Annotated in this window: 19 protein-coding genes; all 19 read right to left on the reverse strand. The window is 69.6% G+C overall.

Features of this window, described 5'->3' with window-relative positions; all coding sequences use genetic code 11:
• Positions 1–5: 5 nt before the first annotated feature.
• The 19 genes from ACFVQG_RS18885 to rho all read right to left on the reverse strand — a co-directional run bounded on the left by ACFVQG_RS18885 (position 6) and on the right by rho (position 18,897).
• On the reverse strand, positions 6–449 hold the full coding sequence (locus ACFVQG_RS18885; protein WP_383384038.1) for a DUF2550 domain-containing protein: 444 nt from the start codon (positions 447–449) through the stop codon (positions 6–8).
• A 129-nt stretch (positions 450–578) separates the two neighbouring features.
• Positions 579–953: a F0F1 ATP synthase subunit epsilon gene (locus tag ACFVQG_RS18890; protein ID WP_383384041.1), complete on the reverse strand. Its 375-nt coding sequence runs from the start codon at positions 951–953 to the stop codon at positions 579–581.
• Positions 954–1,065: 112 nt separating this feature from the next.
• Complete coding sequence (gene atpD, locus ACFVQG_RS18895) at positions 1,066–2,502, reverse strand: F0F1 ATP synthase subunit beta (protein WP_383384044.1); 1,437 nt, start codon at positions 2,500–2,502, stop codon at positions 1,066–1,068.
• The gene (locus ACFVQG_RS18900; RefSeq protein ID WP_383384047.1) at positions 2,502–3,419 is read right to left on the reverse strand and encodes a F0F1 ATP synthase subunit gamma; all 918 of its coding nucleotides are present in this window, start codon (positions 3,417–3,419) and stop codon (positions 2,502–2,504) included. The genes atpD and ACFVQG_RS18900 overlap by 1 nt, the downstream gene beginning before the upstream one ends.
• A 21-nt stretch (positions 3,420–3,440) precedes the next feature.
• Complete coding sequence (gene atpA / locus ACFVQG_RS18905; RefSeq protein ID WP_383384050.1) at positions 3,441–5,030, reverse strand: F0F1 ATP synthase subunit alpha; 1,590 nt, start codon at positions 5,028–5,030, stop codon at positions 3,441–3,443.
• Positions 5,031–5,164: 134 nt separating this feature from the next.
• Positions 5,165–5,980 (reverse strand): F0F1 ATP synthase subunit delta, encoded by an 816-nt coding sequence (locus ACFVQG_RS18910; RefSeq protein WP_383384053.1) that lies wholly within the window; start codon positions 5,978–5,980, stop codon positions 5,165–5,167.
• A complete protein-coding gene (locus tag ACFVQG_RS18915; RefSeq protein WP_360214619.1) occupies positions 5,977–6,528 on the reverse strand; it encodes a F0F1 ATP synthase subunit B in 552 nt (183 codons plus the stop codon). The genes ACFVQG_RS18910 and ACFVQG_RS18915 overlap by 4 nt, the downstream gene beginning before the upstream one ends.
• A 42-nt stretch (positions 6,529–6,570) precedes the next feature.
• Positions 6,571–6,792: an ATP synthase F0 subunit C gene (gene atpE / locus ACFVQG_RS18920; protein WP_004925497.1), complete on the reverse strand. Its 222-nt coding sequence runs from the start codon at positions 6,790–6,792 to the stop codon at positions 6,571–6,573.
• 75 nt (positions 6,793–6,867) lie between these two features.
• Positions 6,868–7,707, reverse strand: coding sequence for a F0F1 ATP synthase subunit A (gene atpB, locus ACFVQG_RS18925; RefSeq protein ID WP_383384058.1), 840 nt, complete (start codon positions 7,705–7,707; stop codon positions 6,868–6,870).
• A 210-nt stretch (positions 7,708–7,917) separates the two neighbouring features.
• Positions 7,918–8,331 (reverse strand): hypothetical protein, encoded by a 414-nt coding sequence (locus ACFVQG_RS18930; RefSeq protein WP_383384061.1) that lies wholly within the window; start codon positions 8,329–8,331, stop codon positions 7,918–7,920.
• A gap of 297 nt (positions 8,332–8,628) precedes the next feature.
• Complete coding sequence (locus tag ACFVQG_RS18935) at positions 8,629–9,924, reverse strand: MraY family glycosyltransferase (RefSeq protein ID WP_383384064.1); 1,296 nt, start codon at positions 9,922–9,924, stop codon at positions 8,629–8,631.
• A 172-nt stretch (positions 9,925–10,096) separates the two neighbouring features.
• Positions 10,097–11,347: a serine hydroxymethyltransferase gene (gene glyA / locus ACFVQG_RS18940; RefSeq protein ID WP_383384067.1), complete on the reverse strand. Its 1,251-nt coding sequence runs from the start codon at positions 11,345–11,347 to the stop codon at positions 10,097–10,099.
• 78 nt (positions 11,348–11,425) lie between these two features.
• Positions 11,426–12,103 carry a protein-tyrosine-phosphatase gene (locus ACFVQG_RS18945; protein ID WP_383384070.1) on the reverse strand — a complete coding sequence of 226 codons (678 nt, stop codon included), beginning with the start codon at positions 12,101–12,103 and terminating at the stop codon, positions 11,426–11,428.
• Positions 12,100–12,747, reverse strand: coding sequence for an L-threonylcarbamoyladenylate synthase (locus ACFVQG_RS18950; protein ID WP_383384074.1), 648 nt, complete (start codon positions 12,745–12,747; stop codon positions 12,100–12,102). Before ACFVQG_RS18950 ends, ACFVQG_RS18945 begins: the two co-directional genes overlap by 4 nt.
• Positions 12,748–12,807: 60 nt before the next feature.
• Positions 12,808–13,653, reverse strand: coding sequence for a peptide chain release factor N(5)-glutamine methyltransferase (gene prmC, locus ACFVQG_RS18955; protein ID WP_383384077.1), 846 nt, complete (start codon positions 13,651–13,653; stop codon positions 12,808–12,810).
• 89 nt (positions 13,654–13,742) lie between these two features.
• Positions 13,743–14,810 carry a peptide chain release factor 1 gene (prfA, locus tag ACFVQG_RS18960; protein ID WP_383384080.1) on the reverse strand — a complete coding sequence of 356 codons (1,068 nt, stop codon included), beginning with the start codon at positions 14,808–14,810 and terminating at the stop codon, positions 13,743–13,745.
• A 206-nt stretch (positions 14,811–15,016) separates the two neighbouring features.
• Positions 15,017–15,235 carry a 50S ribosomal protein L31 gene (gene rpmE, locus ACFVQG_RS18965; protein ID WP_383384083.1) on the reverse strand — a complete coding sequence of 73 codons (219 nt, stop codon included), beginning with the start codon at positions 15,233–15,235 and terminating at the stop codon, positions 15,017–15,019.
• 173 nt (positions 15,236–15,408) lie between these two features.
• Positions 15,409–16,548 carry an LCP family protein gene (locus ACFVQG_RS18970; protein WP_383384086.1) on the reverse strand — a complete coding sequence of 380 codons (1,140 nt, stop codon included), beginning with the start codon at positions 16,546–16,548 and terminating at the stop codon, positions 15,409–15,411.
• 345 nt (positions 16,549–16,893) lie between these two features.
• A complete protein-coding gene (rho, locus tag ACFVQG_RS18975) occupies positions 16,894–18,897 on the reverse strand; it encodes a transcription termination factor Rho (RefSeq protein ID WP_383384089.1) in 2,004 nt (667 codons plus the stop codon).
• Positions 18,898–19,195: the final 298 nt, after the last annotated feature.

Here is a 19,195-nt window from a genome sequence, read left to right on the forward strand (position 1 = left end):
AACCGTCAGGCCACGTTGACGCGCTGCCCGGGAGGCGCCGCCTCCAGCCACGCCAGGAAACCGGTCAGCGCGTCCTCGCTCATCGCCAGTTCGAGGCGGGTGCCGCGGTGCAGACAGGTGAGGATCACCGCGTCGGAGAGGAGCGCCAGCTCCTCCTCGCCCTCGGGGTGGCGGCGCCCGGCGACCTCGATCGCGGAGCGCTCCAGGGTACGGCGGGGGCGGGGGGCATAGGAGAAGACGCGGAACCACTCCACGCGGTCGCCGTTGTAGCGGGCCACGCCATAGGCCCAGCCCTTGCCGGTGTCGTCCTGCTCCGGGGCCTCCCAGCGCAGGGAACAGTCGAAGGTGCCGCCCGACCGCTGGATCAGCCTGCGCCGCAGACCGAAGACGAAGAGTCCCAGCACCACCAGGGCGACGACCGATCCGCACACAGTCAGAGCGAGGACCATCGACACCGACCTCCTCGTCTCCTAGGTAACGGAACGGAAAAAACTTCCATATCTGCCTCAGCCGCGACCGGCTCCGGATTGCTCCGGTGCCGACCGCGGCTGAGTGACGTCAGCCGACGACGCCCTGGTTCAGTGCGCCGTCGCCGCACGCAGTCGGACCTCGGCGCGACGCTGCGCGAAGGCGTTGGCCTCCGACTGCGCCCGCTCAAGGGCCCGCTCCGCGCGCTGGACATCGATCTCGTCCGACAGCTCGGCGATCTCTGCCAGCAGCGACAGCTTGTTGTCCGCGAACGAGATGAAACCGCCGTGCACCGCGGCGACGACCGTTCCACCTTCACTCGTACGGATGGTCACCGGGCCCGACTCCAGCACACCGAGCAGCGGCTGGTGACCGGGCATGACGCCGATGTCGCCGGACGTGGTGCGCGCGACGACCAGGGTGGCCTCGCCGGACCAGACCTTTCGGTCGGCGGCGACCAGCTCGACGTGCAGCTCAGCAGCCAAGGGTGGCTCCTCGGGTCACCACCCGGCGGGTGTGCCGGGTGTTGGTTACAAGTCTAGTAGGCGTGAAAGAGGGGGCGGGACGCACCCGCCCCCTCAGTCGAACTCAGCGAGTTCAGGAGACGCCCAGCTCCTTGGCGTTGGCCTTGAGGTCCTCAAGACCACCGCACATGAAGAACGCCTGCTCCGGGAAGTGGTCGTACTCGCCGTCGCAGATCGCGTTGAACGCCGCGATCGACTCGTCCAGCGGCACGTCCGAACCGTCCACGCCGGTGAACTGCTTGGCGACGTGGGTGTTCTGGGACAGGAAGCGCTCCACGCGACGGGCACGGTGGACGACGAGCTTGTCCTCCTCGCCCAGCTCGTCGATACCGAGGATCGCGATGATGTCCTGGAGGTCCTTGTACTTCTGCAGGATGTTCTTGACGCGCATGGCGGCGTCGTAGTGCTCCTGCGCGATGTAGCGCGGGTCCAGGATCCGGGACGTGGAGTCCAGCGGGTCCACGGCCGGGTAGATGCCCTTCTCCGAGATCGGACGGGAGAGCACCGTCGTCGCGTCGAGGTGGGCGAAGGTGGTGGCCGGGGCCGGGTCGGTCAGGTCGTCCGCGGGGACGTAGATCGCCTGCATCGAGGTGATCGAGTGACCACGGGTCGAGGTGATGCGCTCCTGGAGGAGACCCATCTCGTCGGCCAGGTTCGGCTGGTAGCCCACCGCGGAGGGCATCCGGCCGAGCAGGGTCGACACCTCGGAACCGGCCTGGGTGAAGCGGAAGATGTTGTCGATGAAGAACAGCACGTCCTGCTTCTGGACGTCACGGAAGTACTCCGCCATCGTCAGACCGGCCAGCGCCACGCGCAGACGGGTGCCCGGGGGCTCGTCCATCTGACCGAAGACCAGCGCGGTCTTGTCGATGACGCCGGACTCCGACATCTCCTCGATCAGGTCGTTGCCCTCACGGGTGCGCTCACCGACACCGGCGAACACGGAGACACCGTCGTGGTTGTTGGCGACGCGGTAGATCATCTCCTGGATGAGCACCGTCTTGCCGACACCGGCACCACCGAACAGACCGATCTTTCCACCCTTGACGTACGGGGTGAGGAGGTCGATGACCTTGACGCCGGTCTCGAACATCTCGGTCTTCGACTCGAGCTCGTCGAAGTTCGGGGCCTTGCGGTGGATGGACCAGCGCTCGCCCTCGTAGGTCTCGTCGACGTTCAGCACCTCACCGAGGGTGTTGAACACCTTGCCCTTGGTGAAGTCGCCGACCGGGACGGTGATGCCCGTGCCGGTGTCGGTGACCGCGGCCTGGCGGACCAGGCCGTCGGTGGGCTGCATGGAGATGGTGCGGACCAGGCCGTCACCCAGGTGCTGGGCGACCTCCAGGGTCAGCGTCTTCTTCTCGCCCTCGTTCGCCGGGTCCGCGACCTCGACGTGCAGGGCGTTGTAGATCTCCGGCATCGCGTCGACGGGGAACTCCACGTCGACGACCGGGCCGATGACCCGCGCGACGCGGCCCGTCGCCGTGGCCGTCTCAGCAGTGGTGGTCATTAGTTGTCACTCCCCGCGGTCGCGTCGGCCAGGGCGCTCGCGCCACCGACGATCTCGCTGATTTCCTGGGTGATTTCGGCCTGGCGGGCCGCGTTGGCAAGACGGGAGAGCGTGTTGATCAGCTCGCCCGCGTTGTCGGTGGCCGACTTCATCGCGCGCCGCGTGGCGGCGTGCTTCGAAGCGGCCGACTGGAGCAGCGCGTTGTAGATCCGGCTCTCGACGTACCGCGGGAGCAGTGCGTCGAGCACGTCCTCGGCCGACGGCTCGAAGTCGTACAGCGGAAGGATCTCGCCCTTCGGCTGCGCCTCCTTCGCCACCTCGTCGAGGCTGAGCGGCAGCAGCCGGGCGTCGAGCGCCGTCTGCGTCATCATCGAGACGAACTCGGTGAAGACGATGTGCAGCTCGTCGACGCCACCGTCCGCCGTGTCCTTCTCGATGGCCTCGATCAGCGGGGCCGCGACCTTCTTGGCGTCCGCGTACGACGGCTCGTCGGTGAAGCCCGTCCACTGCTCCGCGATCTTGCGCTCACGGAAGTTGTAGTGGGCGACACCGCGCCGGCCGACGATGTACGTGTCGACCTGCTTGCCCTCGCGCTCCAGCCGTGCGGTCAGCTGCTCCGCCGCCTTGATGGCGTTGGAGTTGAACGCGCCGGCCAGACCACGGTCACTGGTCAGCAGCAGTACCGCGGACCGGGTGACCGTCTCGGCCTGGGTGGTCAGCGGGTGCTTGGTGTTCGACCCGGTGCCGACCGCCGTGACCGCGCGGGTCAGTTCCTGCGCGTACGGCGTGGAGGCCGCCACCTTGCGCTGCGCCTTGACGACGCGCGAGGCGGCGATCATCTCCATCGCCTTGGTGATCTTCTTGGTCGCGGTGACGGATCGGATGCGACGCTTGTAGACCCGGAGCTGGGCTCCCATGAGTCAGGTCCCTTCCTTACGTCACTTGGCGGTGGCCGAGGCGTCCTCGCCGAGCAGCTTGCCGTCCGAGGTCTCGAACTGCTTCTTGAACTCCGCGACGGCGTCCGCGATGGCCTGGATGGTGTCGTCGGACATCTTGGCGCCCTCCCTGATGGAGGTCATCAGACCCTGCTCCTTGCGGTGCAGGTAGTCCAGCAGCTCCTTCTCGAAGCGGCGGACGTCGGCGACGGGGACTTCGTCCATCTTGCCGTTGGTACCGGCCCAGATCGACACGACCTGGTCCTCGGTGGCCATCGGCTCGTACTGGTTCTGCTTCAGCAGCTCGACCATGCGCTGACCGCGCTCCAGCTGCGACTTCGACGCGGAGTCGAGGTCGGAACCGAAGGCGGCGAACGCCTCCAGCTCACGGAACTGGGCCAGGTCCACACGGAGGCGGCCGGACACCTGGCGCATCGCCTTGTGCTGGGCGGAGCCACCGACGCGGGAGACCGAGATACCGACGTTCAGGGCCGGACGCTGACCGGCGTTGAACAGGTCGGACTCCAGGAAGCACTGGCCGTCGGTGATGGAGATGACGTTGGTCGGGATGAACGCCGAGACGTCGTTGGCCTTGGTCTCGACGATCGGCAGACCGGTCATCGAACCGGCACCCATGTCGTCGGAGAGCTTGGCGCAGCGCTCCAGCAGCCGGGAGTGCAGGTAGAAGACGTCACCCGGGTAGGCCTCACGGCCCGGCGGGCGGCGCAGCAGCAGCGACACGGCGCGGTAGGCGTCCGCCTGCTTCGACAGGTCGTCGAAGATGATGAGGACGTGCTTGCCCTCGTACATCCACTGCTGACCGATGGCCGAGCCGGTGTAGGGGGCGAGGTACTTGAAGCCGGCCGGGTCGGACGCCGGGGCGGCGACGATGGTCGTGTACTCCAGCGCGCCGTTCTCCTCCAGCGCGCGGCGGACCGACGCGATGGTGGAGCCCTTCTGGCCGATGGCGACGTAGATGCAGCGGACCTGCTTCTTCGGGTCGCCGGTGCGCCAGTTGTCGCGCTGGTTGATGATCGTGTCGACGGCCAGGGCGGTCTTGCCGGTCTGGCGGTCACCGATGATCAGCTGACGCTGACCGCGGCCGATCGGGGTCATCGCGTCGACGGCCTTGTAGCCGGTCTCCATCGGCTCGTGCACCGACTTGCGGACCATGACGCCCGGAGCCTGCAGCTCCAGGGCGCGGCGGCCCGAGGTCTCGATCTCGCCGAGGCCGTCGATCGGGTTGCCGAGCGGGTCGACGACGCGGCCGAGGTAGCCCTCGCCCACCGCGACGGAGAGGACCTCGCCGGTGCGCGTGACCGGCTGACCCTCCTCGATGCCGCTGAACTCACCGAGGACGATGGCACCGATCTCGCGCTCCTCGAGGTTGAGGGCGAGGCCGAGGGTGCCGTCCTCGAACTTCAGCAGTTCGTTGGCCATGGCCGAGGGCAGACCCTCGACCTTCGCGATGCCGTCGCCGGCAAGGGTGACCGTACCGACCTCCTCGCGCGAGGCCGCGTCCGGCTTGTACGACTGGACGAAGGTCTCCAGTGCGTCCCGGATCTCCTCCGGCCGGATCGTGAGCTCCGCCATCTGGGTTCCCTGCTCTCCTTGTTGGGCCCGAAGTTTCACTTGGGGGGATGGGGACTCCCCCCGTTAAGAGGTGAATCCTCTGCACGGCCCAACCAGGGCCGTAGGTACGTACTACGTGTTCAGTTGCTGGTCGGCTAACCGGCCAGTCGGCGCTCGGCGTCCTCGAGGCGGTCCGCGAGGGAGCCGTTGATGACCTCGTCACCGACCTGCACCCGGATCCCGCCGAGGACCGCGGGGTCCACTTCGAGGTTGAGGTGCATCCGGCGCCCGTAGAGCTTCGCCAGGGCGGCGCCGAGGCGCTGCTTCTGGCCGTCGCTCAGCGGCACCGCCGAGGTGACGACGGCGACCATGCGGTCCCGGCGGTCGGCGGCGAGCTTGGACAGGGACTCCAGTCCCGCTTCCAGGCTACGTCCCCGCGGCACGGTCACAAGGCGCGTCACCAGACGCTCGGTGGCCGGGGCCGCCCTGCCGCCGAGGAGGCTGCGCAGCAGCTCGCCCTTGGCCGAGGCGGTGGCCTTGCGGTCGGTCAGCGCGGCGCGCAGCCCGGTGTTCGAAGAGACGATCCGGCCGAACCGGAACAGCTCGTCCTCGACGTCGTCGAGCGTGCCCGCCCGCTGGGCGGCGGTGAGGTCGGCGGTGTTCGCCAGCTCCTCCAGCGCGTCCACCAGGTCGCGGGACTGCGACCAGCGGGCGCGGACCATGCCGGACACCAGGTCGGCGGTCTCGCCGCCGAGCTGGCTGCCGAGCAGGCGCTGGACCAGGTCGGCCTTGGCCTCTCCGGACTGCGCCGGGTCGGTCAGGACCCGACGCAGCGACACCTCGCGGTCGAGCAGCGCGGTGACGGCGGCCAGCTCCTCGGCGAGGGCGCCGGCGTCCACGGACGTGGCGTCCGTCAGCGCGTCCAGACGCTCGCGTGCGGCTGCCAGGGCCTCGCGGCTCGCTCCGTTCATCGAGACGCCTCGGCCTTCTCCTCAAGCTCGTCGAGGAAGCGGTCGATCACACGGCTCTGGCGGGCGTGGTCCTCGAGGGACTCGCCGACCAGCTTGCCGGCCAGGTCGGTGGCGAGCTTGCCGACGTCCTGGCGCAGCGCGGAGGAGGCGGCCTTGCGGTCGGCCTCGATCTGGGCGTGGCCGGCGGCGACGATCTCCTCGCGCTGACGCTGGCCCTCGGCCCGCATCTCCGCGATGAGCGCGGCACCCTGCTCCTGCGCCTCCTGGCGCAGGCGCGCGGCCTCGTGCCGGGCCTCGGCGAGCTGGGCCTTGTACTGCTCAAGGACGCTCTGGGCCTCGGTCTGCGCGGCCTCGGCCTTCTCGATACCGCCCTCGATGGCCTCGCGACGCTCTTCCAGGACCTTGTTGATGGTCGGGAGGAGCTTCTTGGCGAGGAAGCCGAAGACGATGACGAAAGCGATGAGGCCGATGACAACTTCCGGCCACGGCGGGATAAGGGGATTCTCCTTCTCCCCCTCAGCCGCCAGGAAAACCAGGGCGGATGTCACATCAGTGCCTTTCGTCGAAAGGGTCGGTCGTCAGGGCTCGTCTTAGTAGACGAACGGCATGACGAGACCGATCAGGGCGAGCGCCTCACAGAAGGCGAAGCCCAGGATCTGGTTGGCACGGATCAGGCCGGCGGCCTCGGGCTGGCGGGCGAGGGCCTGGGTGCCGTTACCGAAGATGATGCCAACGCCGACGCCCGGGCCGATGGCCGCGAGACCGTAACCGACGGAACCGAGGTCACCGGTGACAGCAGCAAGGTTGGACATGCCAGTTCTTCCTTCTCTTTACGGACCGGTGGGGGTTGGCCACCGGACGAGTGCGGGGTGGTGAAGCGGACGTGCTCAGTGGTGCTCGGCGAGCGCGCCCTGGATGAAGGTGCAGGTCAGCAGGACGAAGACATACGCCTGGACGGCCTGGATGAAGAGTTCGAAGGCGGTCATGATGATGACCATCACGAACGAGACCGCGGAGTATGCGATGCCGATGCCGTTCAGCATGTACCAGGCGGCGATGGTGAACAGCAGCAGCAGGGTGTGACCCGCGAACATGTTGGCGAAAAGCCGGACCGCGTGCGTGAACGGACGGACCAGGAGGTTCGAGAAGAACTCGATGGTCATCGCCAGCGGGAGCACCGGGCCGAGCGACTTGTCGTAGCCGGTGAAGTTCTTGAGGGCACCGACGAAGCCGTGGCGCTTGAAGGTCAGCGAGACCCAGGTGATGTAGACGATCAGGGCCAGGATGGCCGGGTAGGCGATGATCGACGTCACCGGGAAGGCGGCGACCGGGATGATGGACCAGAGGTTCATCATCCAGATGAAGAAGAAGAGGGAGACGGCGAGCGGTACGTACTTCTCACCCTCCTTCTTGCCGATGGTCTCGTAGACGATGCCGCGGCGTACGAAGTCGTAGCCGGCCTCGGCGACCATCTGGAGCTTGCCCGGAACGACCTTGGGCCTGGCGAACGCGGCCCAGAAGAAGCCGACCACGATGATCGAGCCGAGCAGCGCGAGCAGCATCGGCTTGTTGAAGTACAGGCCGTTGCCGTCGGCGTCGCCCCAGAGCGGCTCGAAGAGGAAAGAGTGCAGGCCCGGAGCCGGGAAGCCACACCCGTCGAAGAGGTGGCAGTCGGTCTCGAAGGCGAGCACCTGCGTCGGGTCAGCACTCACCGCGGGCTCCTTCATCGTGGCGCATGGAAACGGCAACCTCGTTGTGTCGGCGCGGCGCGGGGCCGCGGTTCGGCACGGGACTGGTGTTACGGATGTGGGGGCGGCTGTGGGGCATCTCGCCTCGCGATTGAGCAGGCGTCAGCTCGGATGCCCGCGCCCGCGATGCCGCAGTTGGCACCGGACGATAGCAGGATCTGTCATGCGCCTTTATCCCGGCCCTACCCCTCACGACGAGTGCCCCGAGTTGTCGGGCTCGACGTAGAGGATCTTGGACTTCATGTGCGCCCGCGTCTGCGCGGCGATCCACGCGAGGGTGGCGGCGACCAGCGTGAGCGCGAAAGCCCTGGGGTTGAAGAGCGTGGTGTTCTTGAACGCGGCGACGAAGACGAACAGCAGAAGAATCTGTGCCGCGTAGAGCATCAGGCCCATCGCCTGGAAAAGGTGCGGAAGCGATTTGGCGGTGCGCTGGAGGACGTAGAGACCGATTCCCATGAACAGGATCACGATCACGGTCGCGACGACCGCGCCGACCGCCCCCTTGCCACCGGCGACCACTCCGCTGACGATGGCCGCCACCGCGCCGACGGCGGCTGTGGGCACAGCGGCCTGGGCAAGGATCCGGGCGTCAGTGGACGGCATGGCGGCAACTCCGCTTTCAAAGGGGGCAGGGGTGTCGTCATGGACGAGCGTAGTCCCGGGCTGAGAGCGAACCTCACACCAATGGACCCTCGCACTAGGGTCCTTCGGCTCTATCCGGGGGTTCTCGTGAACGGTATCACAAACTATTTGATGAGGTCTTTACCTGAGCGTGTGCTCACTGTCACACATGAGAGTGAAGGCGCGCGCTTGAGCATGCACCCGGCCGACTTGTCTGGTATTGGGATGCTTCGCTCCCCCATCAGGGCCCCACGCGTTGGCAATGCTTTAGTCAGATTCTTACCTTCGGTGCCCCACGGCGGTCGCCCCATTGACCCCTGAGGCCCCGGCCGTCACCGGCTCGCGCTGCTCCTCCGGCACCGCCACCGGCTCGACGGCGGCGGACTCCACCGCGGCCACGACCGCGCCGCGCCGCCGGTAGCGCGGCGGCACGAACCGCTCGGCCCAGCGCGGGGCCCGCGGCGTGAAGCGCGGCAGCAGAAGCAGGATCAGCCCGATCGCGCTGAGGAAGACCACACCCAGCACGATCCACATCGACGCGGAGTTCACCGAGTAGGCCAGCGCCCCGAAGGCGATCAGCGCCGACCAGAAGTACATGATCAGTACCGCCCGGCTGTGCGAGTGCCCGATCTCCAGCAGCCGGTGGTGCAGGTGGCCCCGGTCCGCCGCGAACGGCGACTGGCCGCGCCAGGTGCGCCGTACGATCGCCAGCACCAGGTCGGCCGCCGGGATCGCGATGATGGTCAGCGGCATCACCAGCGGGATGTAGACCGGCACCATCTGGTGCACGGCGTTGCGCTCGGAGCCGGAGAACAGCTTCATCACGTCCGGGTCGATCTGCCCGGTCACCGAGATCGCGCCCGCGGCCAGCACCAGCCCGATCAGCATCGAGCCGGAGTCGCCCATGAAGATCCGCGCGGGGTGCATGTTGTGCGGCAGGAAGCCCAGGCACATGCCCATCAGGATCACCGCGAACAGCGTCGCGGGGGCGGCGGCCTCGATGTTGTAGCCGTACCAGATGCGGTAGGCGTACAGGAAGAACGCGCACGCGGCGATGCACACCATGCCCGCCGCCAGCCCGTCCAGGCCGTCCACGAAGTTCACCGCGTTGATGGTGATCACCACCAGCGCGACGGTGAGCAGGGTGCCCTGCCACTGGGTCAGCGCGACCGTCCCCACGCCTGGCACCGGCAGCCACAGGATCGTCAGACCCTGCACCACCATCACACCGGCCGCGATCATCTGCCCGCCCAGCTTGATCAGGGCGTCGATCTCGAACTTGTCGTCCAGCACCCCGATCAGCCAGATCAGCGCCGCCCCGGAGAGCAGCGCCCGGGGCTCGTTGGAGTCCTCGAAGACCTGGTTGAGGTTGGTGAGGTGATCGGCGACCAGCAGGCCCGCGCACAGCCCGAAGAACATGGCGATACCGCCGAGCCGCGGAGTCGGTTCCCGGTGCACGTCCCGGGCCCGGATCTCCGGCATCGCTCCCGCCACGATCGCGAACTTGCGTACCGGCCCGGTCAGCAGATACGTCACCGCGGCCGTGACGCAGAGCGTCAGCAGGTATTCACGCACGGGCTTCCCCACAGGTCTCGCTGGCCATCTCAGCCCCACACCCTAGCGACGGACTCGTACGTGACGCATATACGTAGGGACTTCCGGGTAGCGACGATGGTTGCACGCGCCGCTGTGTACGTGGGCCGCCTACCCCAACTCGGTACGGTGACGACGCCGGATGCGGCGCGCATCACACCGCCGGATAGGGCGGGAACCCCGCCGTCAGCTCCCGCACGTCCTCCCGTGCCCGCGCCCCGTCCACCTCCCGCCGCGCCACCGCCGCCAGCAGCGCGGCGATCTCCGCCATCTCACCCTCCCGCATCCCCTGGGTGGTCACCGCCGCCGTGCCGAGCCGCAGCCCACGCGAGTCGCCGTGCGGCAGGGCGCAGCAGTCCAGCACCAGCCCCGCGGCGGCGAGCAGGTTCCTCGCGGTACGGCCGTCGACGCCGAGCGGCGCCGGGTCGGCGGTGATCAGGTGGGTGTCCGTGCCCCCGGTGGTGACCACGAGGCCCTCGGCGGCCAGCCCCGCCGCCAGCACCCGGGCGTTGGCGACCACCTGACGGGCGTACGCCGCGAAGGCCTCCGTCGCCGCCTCGCCGAACGCCACGGCCTTGGCGGCGACGGTGTGCATCTGCGCGCCGCCCTGCGTGAACGGGAACACCGCCCGGTCCACCCGCTCGGCCAGCTCGCTCCCGCACAGGATCATCCCGCCGCGCGGCCCCCGCAGCACCTTGTGCGTGGTCGCGCAGACGATGTCCGCGTACGGCACCGGACTGGGCGCCACTCCCCCGGCGACGAGCCCGATGGGATGGGCGGCGTCCGCGATCAGATAGGCGCCCACCTCGTCGGCGACCTCGCGGAAGAAGGCGTAGTCGAGATGGCGGGGGTAGGCGATGGAGCCGCACACGATCGCCTTGGGCCGCCGGGTTAGGGCCAGCGCCCGCACCTGGTCGTGGTCGACGAGCCCCGTCTCGGCCTCCACGCCGTAGCCGACGAAGTCGAACCAGCGCCCGGAGAAGTTCGCGGGCGACCCGTGCGTGAGGTGACCCCCGTGCGGCAGTCCGAGCGCCAGCACCGTGTCACCGGGCCGCAGCAGGGCGGCGTACGCGGCGAGCACCGCCGACGACCCCGAGTGGGACTGCACATTGGCGTGCTCCGCGCCGAACAGCTCCCTGGCCCGGTCCACCGCGACCCGCTCGGCGACGTCCACGATCTCGCAGCCCCCGTGGTGCCGGGCCCCCGGATACCCCTCCGCGTACTTGTTGGCGAGCGGCGAGCCGAGCGCGGCCAGCACGGCCGGGGAGGCGAAGTTCTCGGCGGCGTTCAGCTGGAGCGTGCGCGACTGCCGGGTCAGCTCCGCGAGCAGGATGTCGGCGAGCTGCGGGTCCTGACCGCGCAGGACGGCGGTGGCATCGGCCGTGGGGGCAGGCGTGACCGACATGGTGGGCTCCCGGGCGTCGGCGGTGACGACGGTGACGTACGACCAATGTAGGCCGCTCCCGGGGTCGCCGCCCGGCTGTTACGCCCTGGCGGGCACCCCGGTCAGCGCGGTGACCACCGGATCCAGCGCCTCGTGTATCTCGTCCCCGATCGACCGGAAGAACGGCAAGGGGGCCCCGTAGGGGTCGTAGACCTCGTCCGCCTCGGCGGTGGGCGCCAGCAGCCAGCCGCGCAGCGCCGCCGCCGCGCGGACCAGGGCCCGCGCCCGCGCCACCACGCCGTCGTCCAGCGGCGGCAGCGTCGCCGGGTCGATGGCCTTCACCAGCCGGGTGAACTCCTTCAGGGTGAACGTCCGCAGCCCCGCCGAGTGCCCCATGGAGATCACCTGGGCCCGGTGGTCACGCGTCGCGGTCAGCACCAGGTCGGCCCGGATCACATGCTCGTCCAGCAGCTCCCGGCCGGTGAACCCGGACGCGTCCGCGCCGAAGTCGGCCAGCACCGTCTCCGCGTTCGCCTCCATCGGCGCCCCCTCGTGCCCCCAGGTCCCCGCGCTCTCCACGATCAGCCCGCCGCCCAGGATGCCCAGCCGCTCCTGCACGAAATGACGGGTCAGCCGCTCGGTGATGGGCGAGCGGCAGACGTTCCCGGTGCTGACGTGCAGGATGCGGAAGGAGTCACGGGGAAACCCGAACGTCGTCGTCTCCTCCGCGGGCCGTTCCCGGCTGCCTATGCCACGCCCCGACTCAGGGGCGGTCAATTGGCCACCTCGAGGTCGGGTACGACCTTCCGCAGCTCCTCCGGCGACAGGGCGCCCTCACGCAGCAGCACCGGCACCGGACCGGTGACATCGACGATGGACGACGGCACGATGCCGGGCGTGGGACCACCGTCGAGATAGACGGAGACGGAGTCGCCGAGCATCTGCTGGGCCGCGTCACAGTCCTCCGGCGCCGGGTGCCCGGTCAGGTTCGCGGAGGACACGGCCATCGGGCCGACGTCGGTGAGCAGCTCGATGGCGACGGGGTGCAGCGGCATCCGCACGGCGACCGTGCCCCGGGTGTCGCCCAGGTCCCACTGCAGGGACGGCTGGTGCTTGGCGACCAGCGTGAGCGCGCCCGGCCAGAAGGCGTCGACCAGTTCCCAGGCCAGCTCGGAGAAGTCGGTGACCAGGCCGTGCAGGGTGTTCGGGGAGCCGATCAGGACGGGGGTGGGCATGTTGCGGCCCCGGCCCTTGGCGGCCAGCAGGTCGGCGACGCCCTCCGAGGAGAAGGCGTCGGCGCCGATGCCGTACACGGTGTCGGTCGGGAGGACCACCAGCTCGCCCCGGCGGACGGCGGACGCGGCCTCGCGCAGACCCGTCACACGGTCGGTCGCGTCGTTGGTGTCGTATCGCCGTGCCATATCAGCGGGCCTCCTCGTACACGAAGTACACGTACTGCTGGGGGATGTGGTTCGGGATGGTCACGGCAGCGCCTTGCGGGCGGTGGCGAAGCGCGGCCGGTTGTTCAGGTCGGGGTGGTCGGCGGCGTCGGTCCAGCCGCGGTCCTCGGCGAAGATCCACGGCACCTGGCCGCCCTGGGTGTCGGCGTGCTCGACGACCACGAGCCCGCCGGGCCGCAGCAGCCGGTGCGCGGTGCGCTCCAGGCCGCGGATCAGGTCGAGGCCGTCCTCGCCGGAGAACAGCGCCAGCTCGGGGTCGTGGTCACGGGCCTCGGGAGCGACGTACTCCCACTCGGTGAGGGGGATGTACGGCGGGTTGGAGATGACCAGGTCGACGTGGCCGTCGAGGTCCGGGAAGGCGGTCAGGGCGTCGCCCTGCCGCAGGTCGACCCTGGACCCCTCCATGTTCTTACGGGTCCACCTGAGCGCCTCCTCGGACAGCTCCACGGCGTGCACGCGCGAGCGCGGCACCTCCTGGGCCATGGCGAGGGCGATCGCCCCGGAGCCGGTGCACAGGTCGACGATGCACGGCTCGACCACGTCCATGGCCCGAACCGCGTCTATCGCCCAGCCCACGACGGACTCCGTCTCCGGGCGCGGCACGAACACGCCGGGGCCGACCTGGAGTTCCAGATAGCGGAAGTAGGCGCGTCCGGTGATGTGCTGGAGCGGTTCGCGGGCCTCGCGCCGGGCGACGACCTCCCAGTACCGGGCGTCGAAGTCAGCGTCCCGCACGGTGTGCAGCTCGCCCCGCTTGACGCCGTGGACGAACGCGGCGAGTTCCTCCGCGTCGGTGCGCGGCGAGGGCACGCCGGCGTCGGCCAGCCGCTGGGTGGCCTGCGCCACCTCCGCGAGCAGCAGGTTCACGCTGGTCCTCCGAGCTGTCCGAGCTGTCGAGCTGTCCGAACTTTCCGAGCTGTCTGAGCTGTCTGAGCTGTCTGAGCTGTCTGAGAGAGTTACGCGGCCGCCAGCTTGGCGGCCGAGTCCGCGTCGACGCAGGCCTGGATCACCGCGTCCAGCTCCCCGTCCAGGACCTGGTCGAGGTTGTAGGCCTTGAAGCCGACACGGTGGTCCGAGATGCGGTTCTCCGGGAAGTTGTAGGTACGGATCTTCTCGGAGCGGTCGACGGTACGGACCTGGCTGCGACGGGCGTCGGCGGCTTCGCGCTCCGCCTCCTCCTGCGCCATGGCGAGCAGCCTGGAGCGCAGGATACGCAGTGCCTGCTCCTTGTTCTGCAGCTGGCTCTTCTCGTTCTGGCAGGAGGCGACGACTCCGGTGGGAATGTGCGTGATGCGCACCGCGGAGTCGGTGGTGTTCACCGACTGCCCGCCGGGCCCGGAGGACCGGTAGACGTCGATCCGGAGGTCGTTCGGGTTGATCTCCACGTCCACCTCCTCGGCCTCGGGGGTGACGAGCACACCGGCGGCGGAGGTGTGGATCCGGCCCTGGGACTCGGTCGCCGGGACGCGCTGCACCCGGTGCACCCCGCCCTCGTACTTCAGCCGCGCCCACACGCCGTGCCCGGGCTCGGTCTGTCCGCGGGTCTTCACGGCGACCTGGACGTCCTTGTAGCCGCCCAGCTCGGACTCGGTGGCGTCGATGATCTCGGTCTTCCAGCCGACCCGCTCGGCGTACCGCAGGTACATGCGCAGCAGATCACCGGCGAACAGGGCGGACTCGTCGCCGCCCGCGCCCGCCTTGATCTCCAGGATCACGTCCTTGTCGTCACTGGGGTCGCGCGGGACGAGCAGCAGGCGCAGCTTCTCCGTCAGCTCCTCGCGGTGCTTCTCCAGCTCCTTGACCTCGGCGGCGAACTCCGGGTCGTCGGCGCCGAGTTCGCGGGCGGTGTCGATGTCGTCGCCGGTCTGCTTCCAGGAGCGGTACGTGGCGACGATCGGGGTCAGCTCGGCGTAGCGCTTGTTCAGCTTGCGCGCGTTGGCCTGGTCGGCGTGGACCGACGGATCGGCGAGCCGCTTCTCCAGATCGGCGTGCTCGGCGACGAGGTCGTCGACGGCCTCGAACATCTTGGGCTCCTGAAGTGACTGACGTGCGACGGGAAGGCGGGGGGCGGGAAGTGGCCCAGGGGCGCCGTGGGCGCGGGGACGCCGGGGCGCGGGGCGCTGGGGGCGCGGGGCGCTGAGGGCGCGCTGGGCGGCGCGAGCAAAAACGCCGGTCCCCGGCGCGCCCTCGGGTGCGGAGGGCGCGGCCGTGGACCGGCGCTGGCGGCTCGCTACTTCTTGCCGGCGGCCTTGCCGAAGCGGGCCTCGAAGCGGGCCACACGGCCACCGGTGTCGAGGATCTTCTGCTTGCCCGTGTAGAACGGGTGGCACTCGGAGCAGACCTCGGCGCGGATGGTGCCGCTCTCGATCGTGCTACGGGTGGTGAACGACGCGCCGCAGGTGCAGCTGACCTGCGTCTCGACGTACTCGGGGTGGATGTCGCGCTTCAAGGGTTTCTCCTAGGTTTCGGGAGGGCGCCGGGTCGCAGCCGCGGGGTGCGGATGCGTGAACCGGAGCCGACGTACCAGTCTGCCAGGACTGGGGCCATCACCCAAAACCGGGGGTTGCCGTGGTCTATTCCCCGCGGGTTGTCCGTGGCTGGCCGCGCAGTTCCCCGCGCCCCTCACGGGGCGCTTACGACGCCCTTGGCTTCGCCTGTCGCCGTTCCCTCTGTCGCCGACCTGGGAATGCGCTCGTCGTTCTTCAGGGCCTTCCACACGCTGTCCGCCTGCTTCTCGGCGAGGATGACGCGGTTGGGGTCGGCGGGGTCGTACTGGACCGGCATGGTGACCATGGTCATGTCCTCGGGGCCGATGCCCTTGAGGCTGCCCGCGAAGGAGACCAGGGAGTTCACCGAGGCGAGGTCGGAGTCGGTGGTGACGGCCCGGGTGGCGGTGTCGGCGACGTCGTAGAGCTTCTTGGGGCTGGTGAACAGGCCGACGTCCTTGACCTGCTCGACCAGGGCCTTGAGGAACGCCTGCTGGAGCTGGATGCGGCCGAGGTCGGAGCCGTCGCCGACGCCGTGCCGGGTGCGGACCAGGCCGAGTGCCTGCTCGCCGGTGAGCCGGTGGGTTCCGGCCTCGAGGTCGAGGTGGCTGTCGGGGTCCTGGATGTCCTGGGTGGTGGTGACCTCGACGCCGCCGAGTTCGTCGATCAGCTTCTGGAAGCCGCTGAAGTCGACCTCCAGGTAGTGGTCCATGCGGATGCCGGTGATCGACTCGACGGTCTTCACGGCGCAGGCGGCGCCGCCGGTGGAGTACGCGGAGTTGAACATCACGCCGGACGCGGCGTCGTGCTCGTCGCCGTCGGCGTCGGTGCAGGCGGGCCGGTCGATGACGGTGTCCCGGGGGACGGAGACCACGCTGGCCTTCTTCCGGCCCTCGTGGACGTGCACGATCATCGCCGTGTCGGAGCGGGCGGTGCCGTCGTCGGTGCCGCCGCCGAGCTTGTCGTTGGCGCCGGAGCGGGTGTCGGAGCCCAGGACGAGGATGTTCTGCGAGCCGTCGTCGACCTTGGTGGGCCGGTCGGTGCCGAGGGCCTGGTCGATGTCGACGCTTCGGAGGTTGCCGTTGAGCTTGAAGTAGACGTACCCGGCTCCGGTGCCGCCCAGGACCACGATGCCCGCGGCGCTCCACGCGGCCACCAGCACCCCGGTACGGCGCCTGCCGCGGGGCTTGCGACGGCGGCCCCGGGCGCGACGGCGCGGGCCGGTGGGTCCGGGGGCGCCCGGTATACCGGGTCCCGGCGTGCTCTCGGCAGCCATGTGCTCCTCAGCTCTCGTCCGTTCGGTTACCCCCTGCGCTTCGGTGCAGACACGGTCGGTGGACCCTTGCCGCACCATCGTCCTCCGTACGGTGGGACGGGGAAACCCGGGACAGGGTTGCACGACGCGCTGTGCCCACCGCCGGGGCGACGGGCACGCTGCGTAGTCGGACCGAGTGCCCGAGCACGGGGTCTCACCTGCGGCTTCTGTCCTCGTCAGCCCCGGATGTCGTACTGCTGAGAGCCGATGCCGACGGAGGTCCCTGTGGCGAAGATCTCGCCGCCGGGCCCAGGACGCGGAAAGGGCCGCCCCGAAGGGCGGCCCATTCCGTCAGCTGCGCCGGTCTCAGTCGCCGTTGCCCGGCGTCGGCGTCGTCTTCTGGATCTGCATCAGGAACTCGACGTTCGACTTCGTCTGCTTCATCTTGTCCAGCAGCAGCTCGATCGCCTGCTGCTGGTCCAGCGCGTGCAGCACCCGCCGCAGCTTCCAGACGATGCCCAGTTCCTCCGCGCCCAGCAGGATCTCTTCCTTACGGGTACCGGACGCGTCCACGTCCACCGCCGGGAAGATCCGCTTGTCCGCGAGCTTGCGGTCGAGCTTCAGCTCCATGTTGCCGGTGCCCTTGAACTCCTCGAAGATCACCTCGTCCATGCGGGACCCGGTGTCCACCAGGGCGGTGGCGAGGATGGTCAGCGAGCCGCCGTCCTCGATGTTGCGGGCCGCACCGAAGAAGCGCTTCGGCGGGTACAGGGCGGTGGAGTCCACACCACCGGACAGGATGCGGCCGGATGCGGGCGCGGCCAGGTTGTAGGCGCGGCCCAGTCGCGTGATGGAGTCCAGCAGCACGACCACGTCGTGGCCCAGCTCGACGAGCCGCTTGGCGCGCTCGATGGCCAGTTCGGCGACCGTGGTGTGGTCCTCGGCCGGGCGGTCGAAGGTCGAGGAGATGACCTCGCCCTTGACCGACCGCTGCATGTCGGTGACCTCTTCCGGACGCTCGTCGACGAGGACGACCATCAGGTGGCACTCGGGGTTGTTGTGGGTGATCGCGTTGGCGATCGCCTGCATGATCATGGTCTTGCCGGTCTTCGGCGGGGCCACGATCAGACCGCGCTGGCCCTTACCGATCGGCGACACGAGGTCGATGATGCGGGTGGTCAGCACCCCCGGGTCGGTCTCCAGACGGAGCCGGTCCTGCGGGTACAGCGGGGTGAGCTTGTTGAACTCCGGGCGGCCACGGCCGTGTTCGGGGGCCATGCCGTTGACGGAGTCCAGGCGGACCAGCGCGTTGAACTTCTCGCGCCGCTCGCCTTCCTTGGGCTGGCGGACCGCGCCGGTGATGTGGTCGCCCTTGCGCAGGCCGTTCTTGCGGACCTGGGCGAGGGAGACGTACACGTCGTTCGGACCGGGCAGGTAGCCCGACGTACGGATGAAGGCGTAGTTGTCGAGGATGTCCAGGATGCCCGCGACGGGGATCAGGACGTCGTCCTCGGCGATCTGCGGCTCCTGGACCTCGTCGCGGCCACGACGGCCCCGGCGGTCCCGGTAACGGCCGCGACGGCCGCGACGGCCGCCCTCGAAGTCGTCGTCGTCCTGCTGCTGCTGCCGGTCCTGACGGTCCTGGCGCCCGCCGCCCTGCTGGCGCTGCTGGCCCTGGTTCTGCTGCTGGTCGTCGCCCTTGCCGCGGCGGTCGCGGTCGCGATCGCGGTCCCGGTCACGGCCGCGCTCACGGCGGTCGCGGCGGCGGCCCTCGCCGCCGTCACCGGCGTCGCCCTTGGCCTCGCCCTGCGGCTGCTGGGCGGGCGCCTCGGACCTGGCCTCGGCGGTGACGGTCTCGGGGCTGCCCGCTTCGGCGGTGGCCCGGCGACGGCGGCGCTCAGCGGGCGCGTCGTCGCTGGCGGGCTGACCGGGGATCTCGATCTGCTGCTGCGCCACGGCCTGCTCGGCCTTGGGAGCGGCCACAGCGGCGGCCTTCTCGGCGGGAGCGGCCTCGGCGGAGGCGTCCGCCTTCTTCTCGGCCTTCTCGGCGCCCTCGCCGCCCGTACGGGTCCGGGAGGTGGCCCGGCGCTTCGGCTTGGTCTCGGTGGCGGTGTCGGCCTTGGCCGGGGCGCCACCGGACGCCTGCGCCTCCTTGATGACCTCGATCAGCTGGCTCTTGCGCATCCGCGCGGTGCCCCTGATTCCGAGGCCGGATGCGACCTGTTGCAGCTCGGCCAGCACCATGCCCTCGAGGCCGGTACCGCGGCGCCGCCGGGAGCCGGCACCGGTGGCAGGCGCGGAGGCGTCCGTGGCGGGCGCGGCAGCGGTCTCCTCGACACGTGCGCCCATCAGATCGGTGGTGTCGCTCACGAAGGGTCCTTCCCTGGAGCGGACGTCGGCCTGTCTGGCTCGGCGACCGGTTGTGCTGTCCGGCTTCGGTCCCTGGTGTGTGGACCGTGCCGGGGCGGTGGTCCGCCAAAGAGGCGGAAGAGATATCTGGTGATGGCGCAACCTCGAGCCGTGGCACCCTGTGTCACGTGGCGTGGTCGCACCGGTTCCGGAGCGTGCCCGCAGGTCCGCTCAGTGTCGACGTACGACGTACTGCCCGCATACGAGGTACAGAACACAGTGCGGCTTGGGGAGCTCCCGGAAGAATGTCTGTCCCGGA

The organism is Streptomyces sp. NPDC057877 (genome assembly GCF_042796855.1).
Lineage (GTDB): Bacteria > Actinomycetota > Actinomycetes > Streptomycetales > Streptomycetaceae > Streptomyces.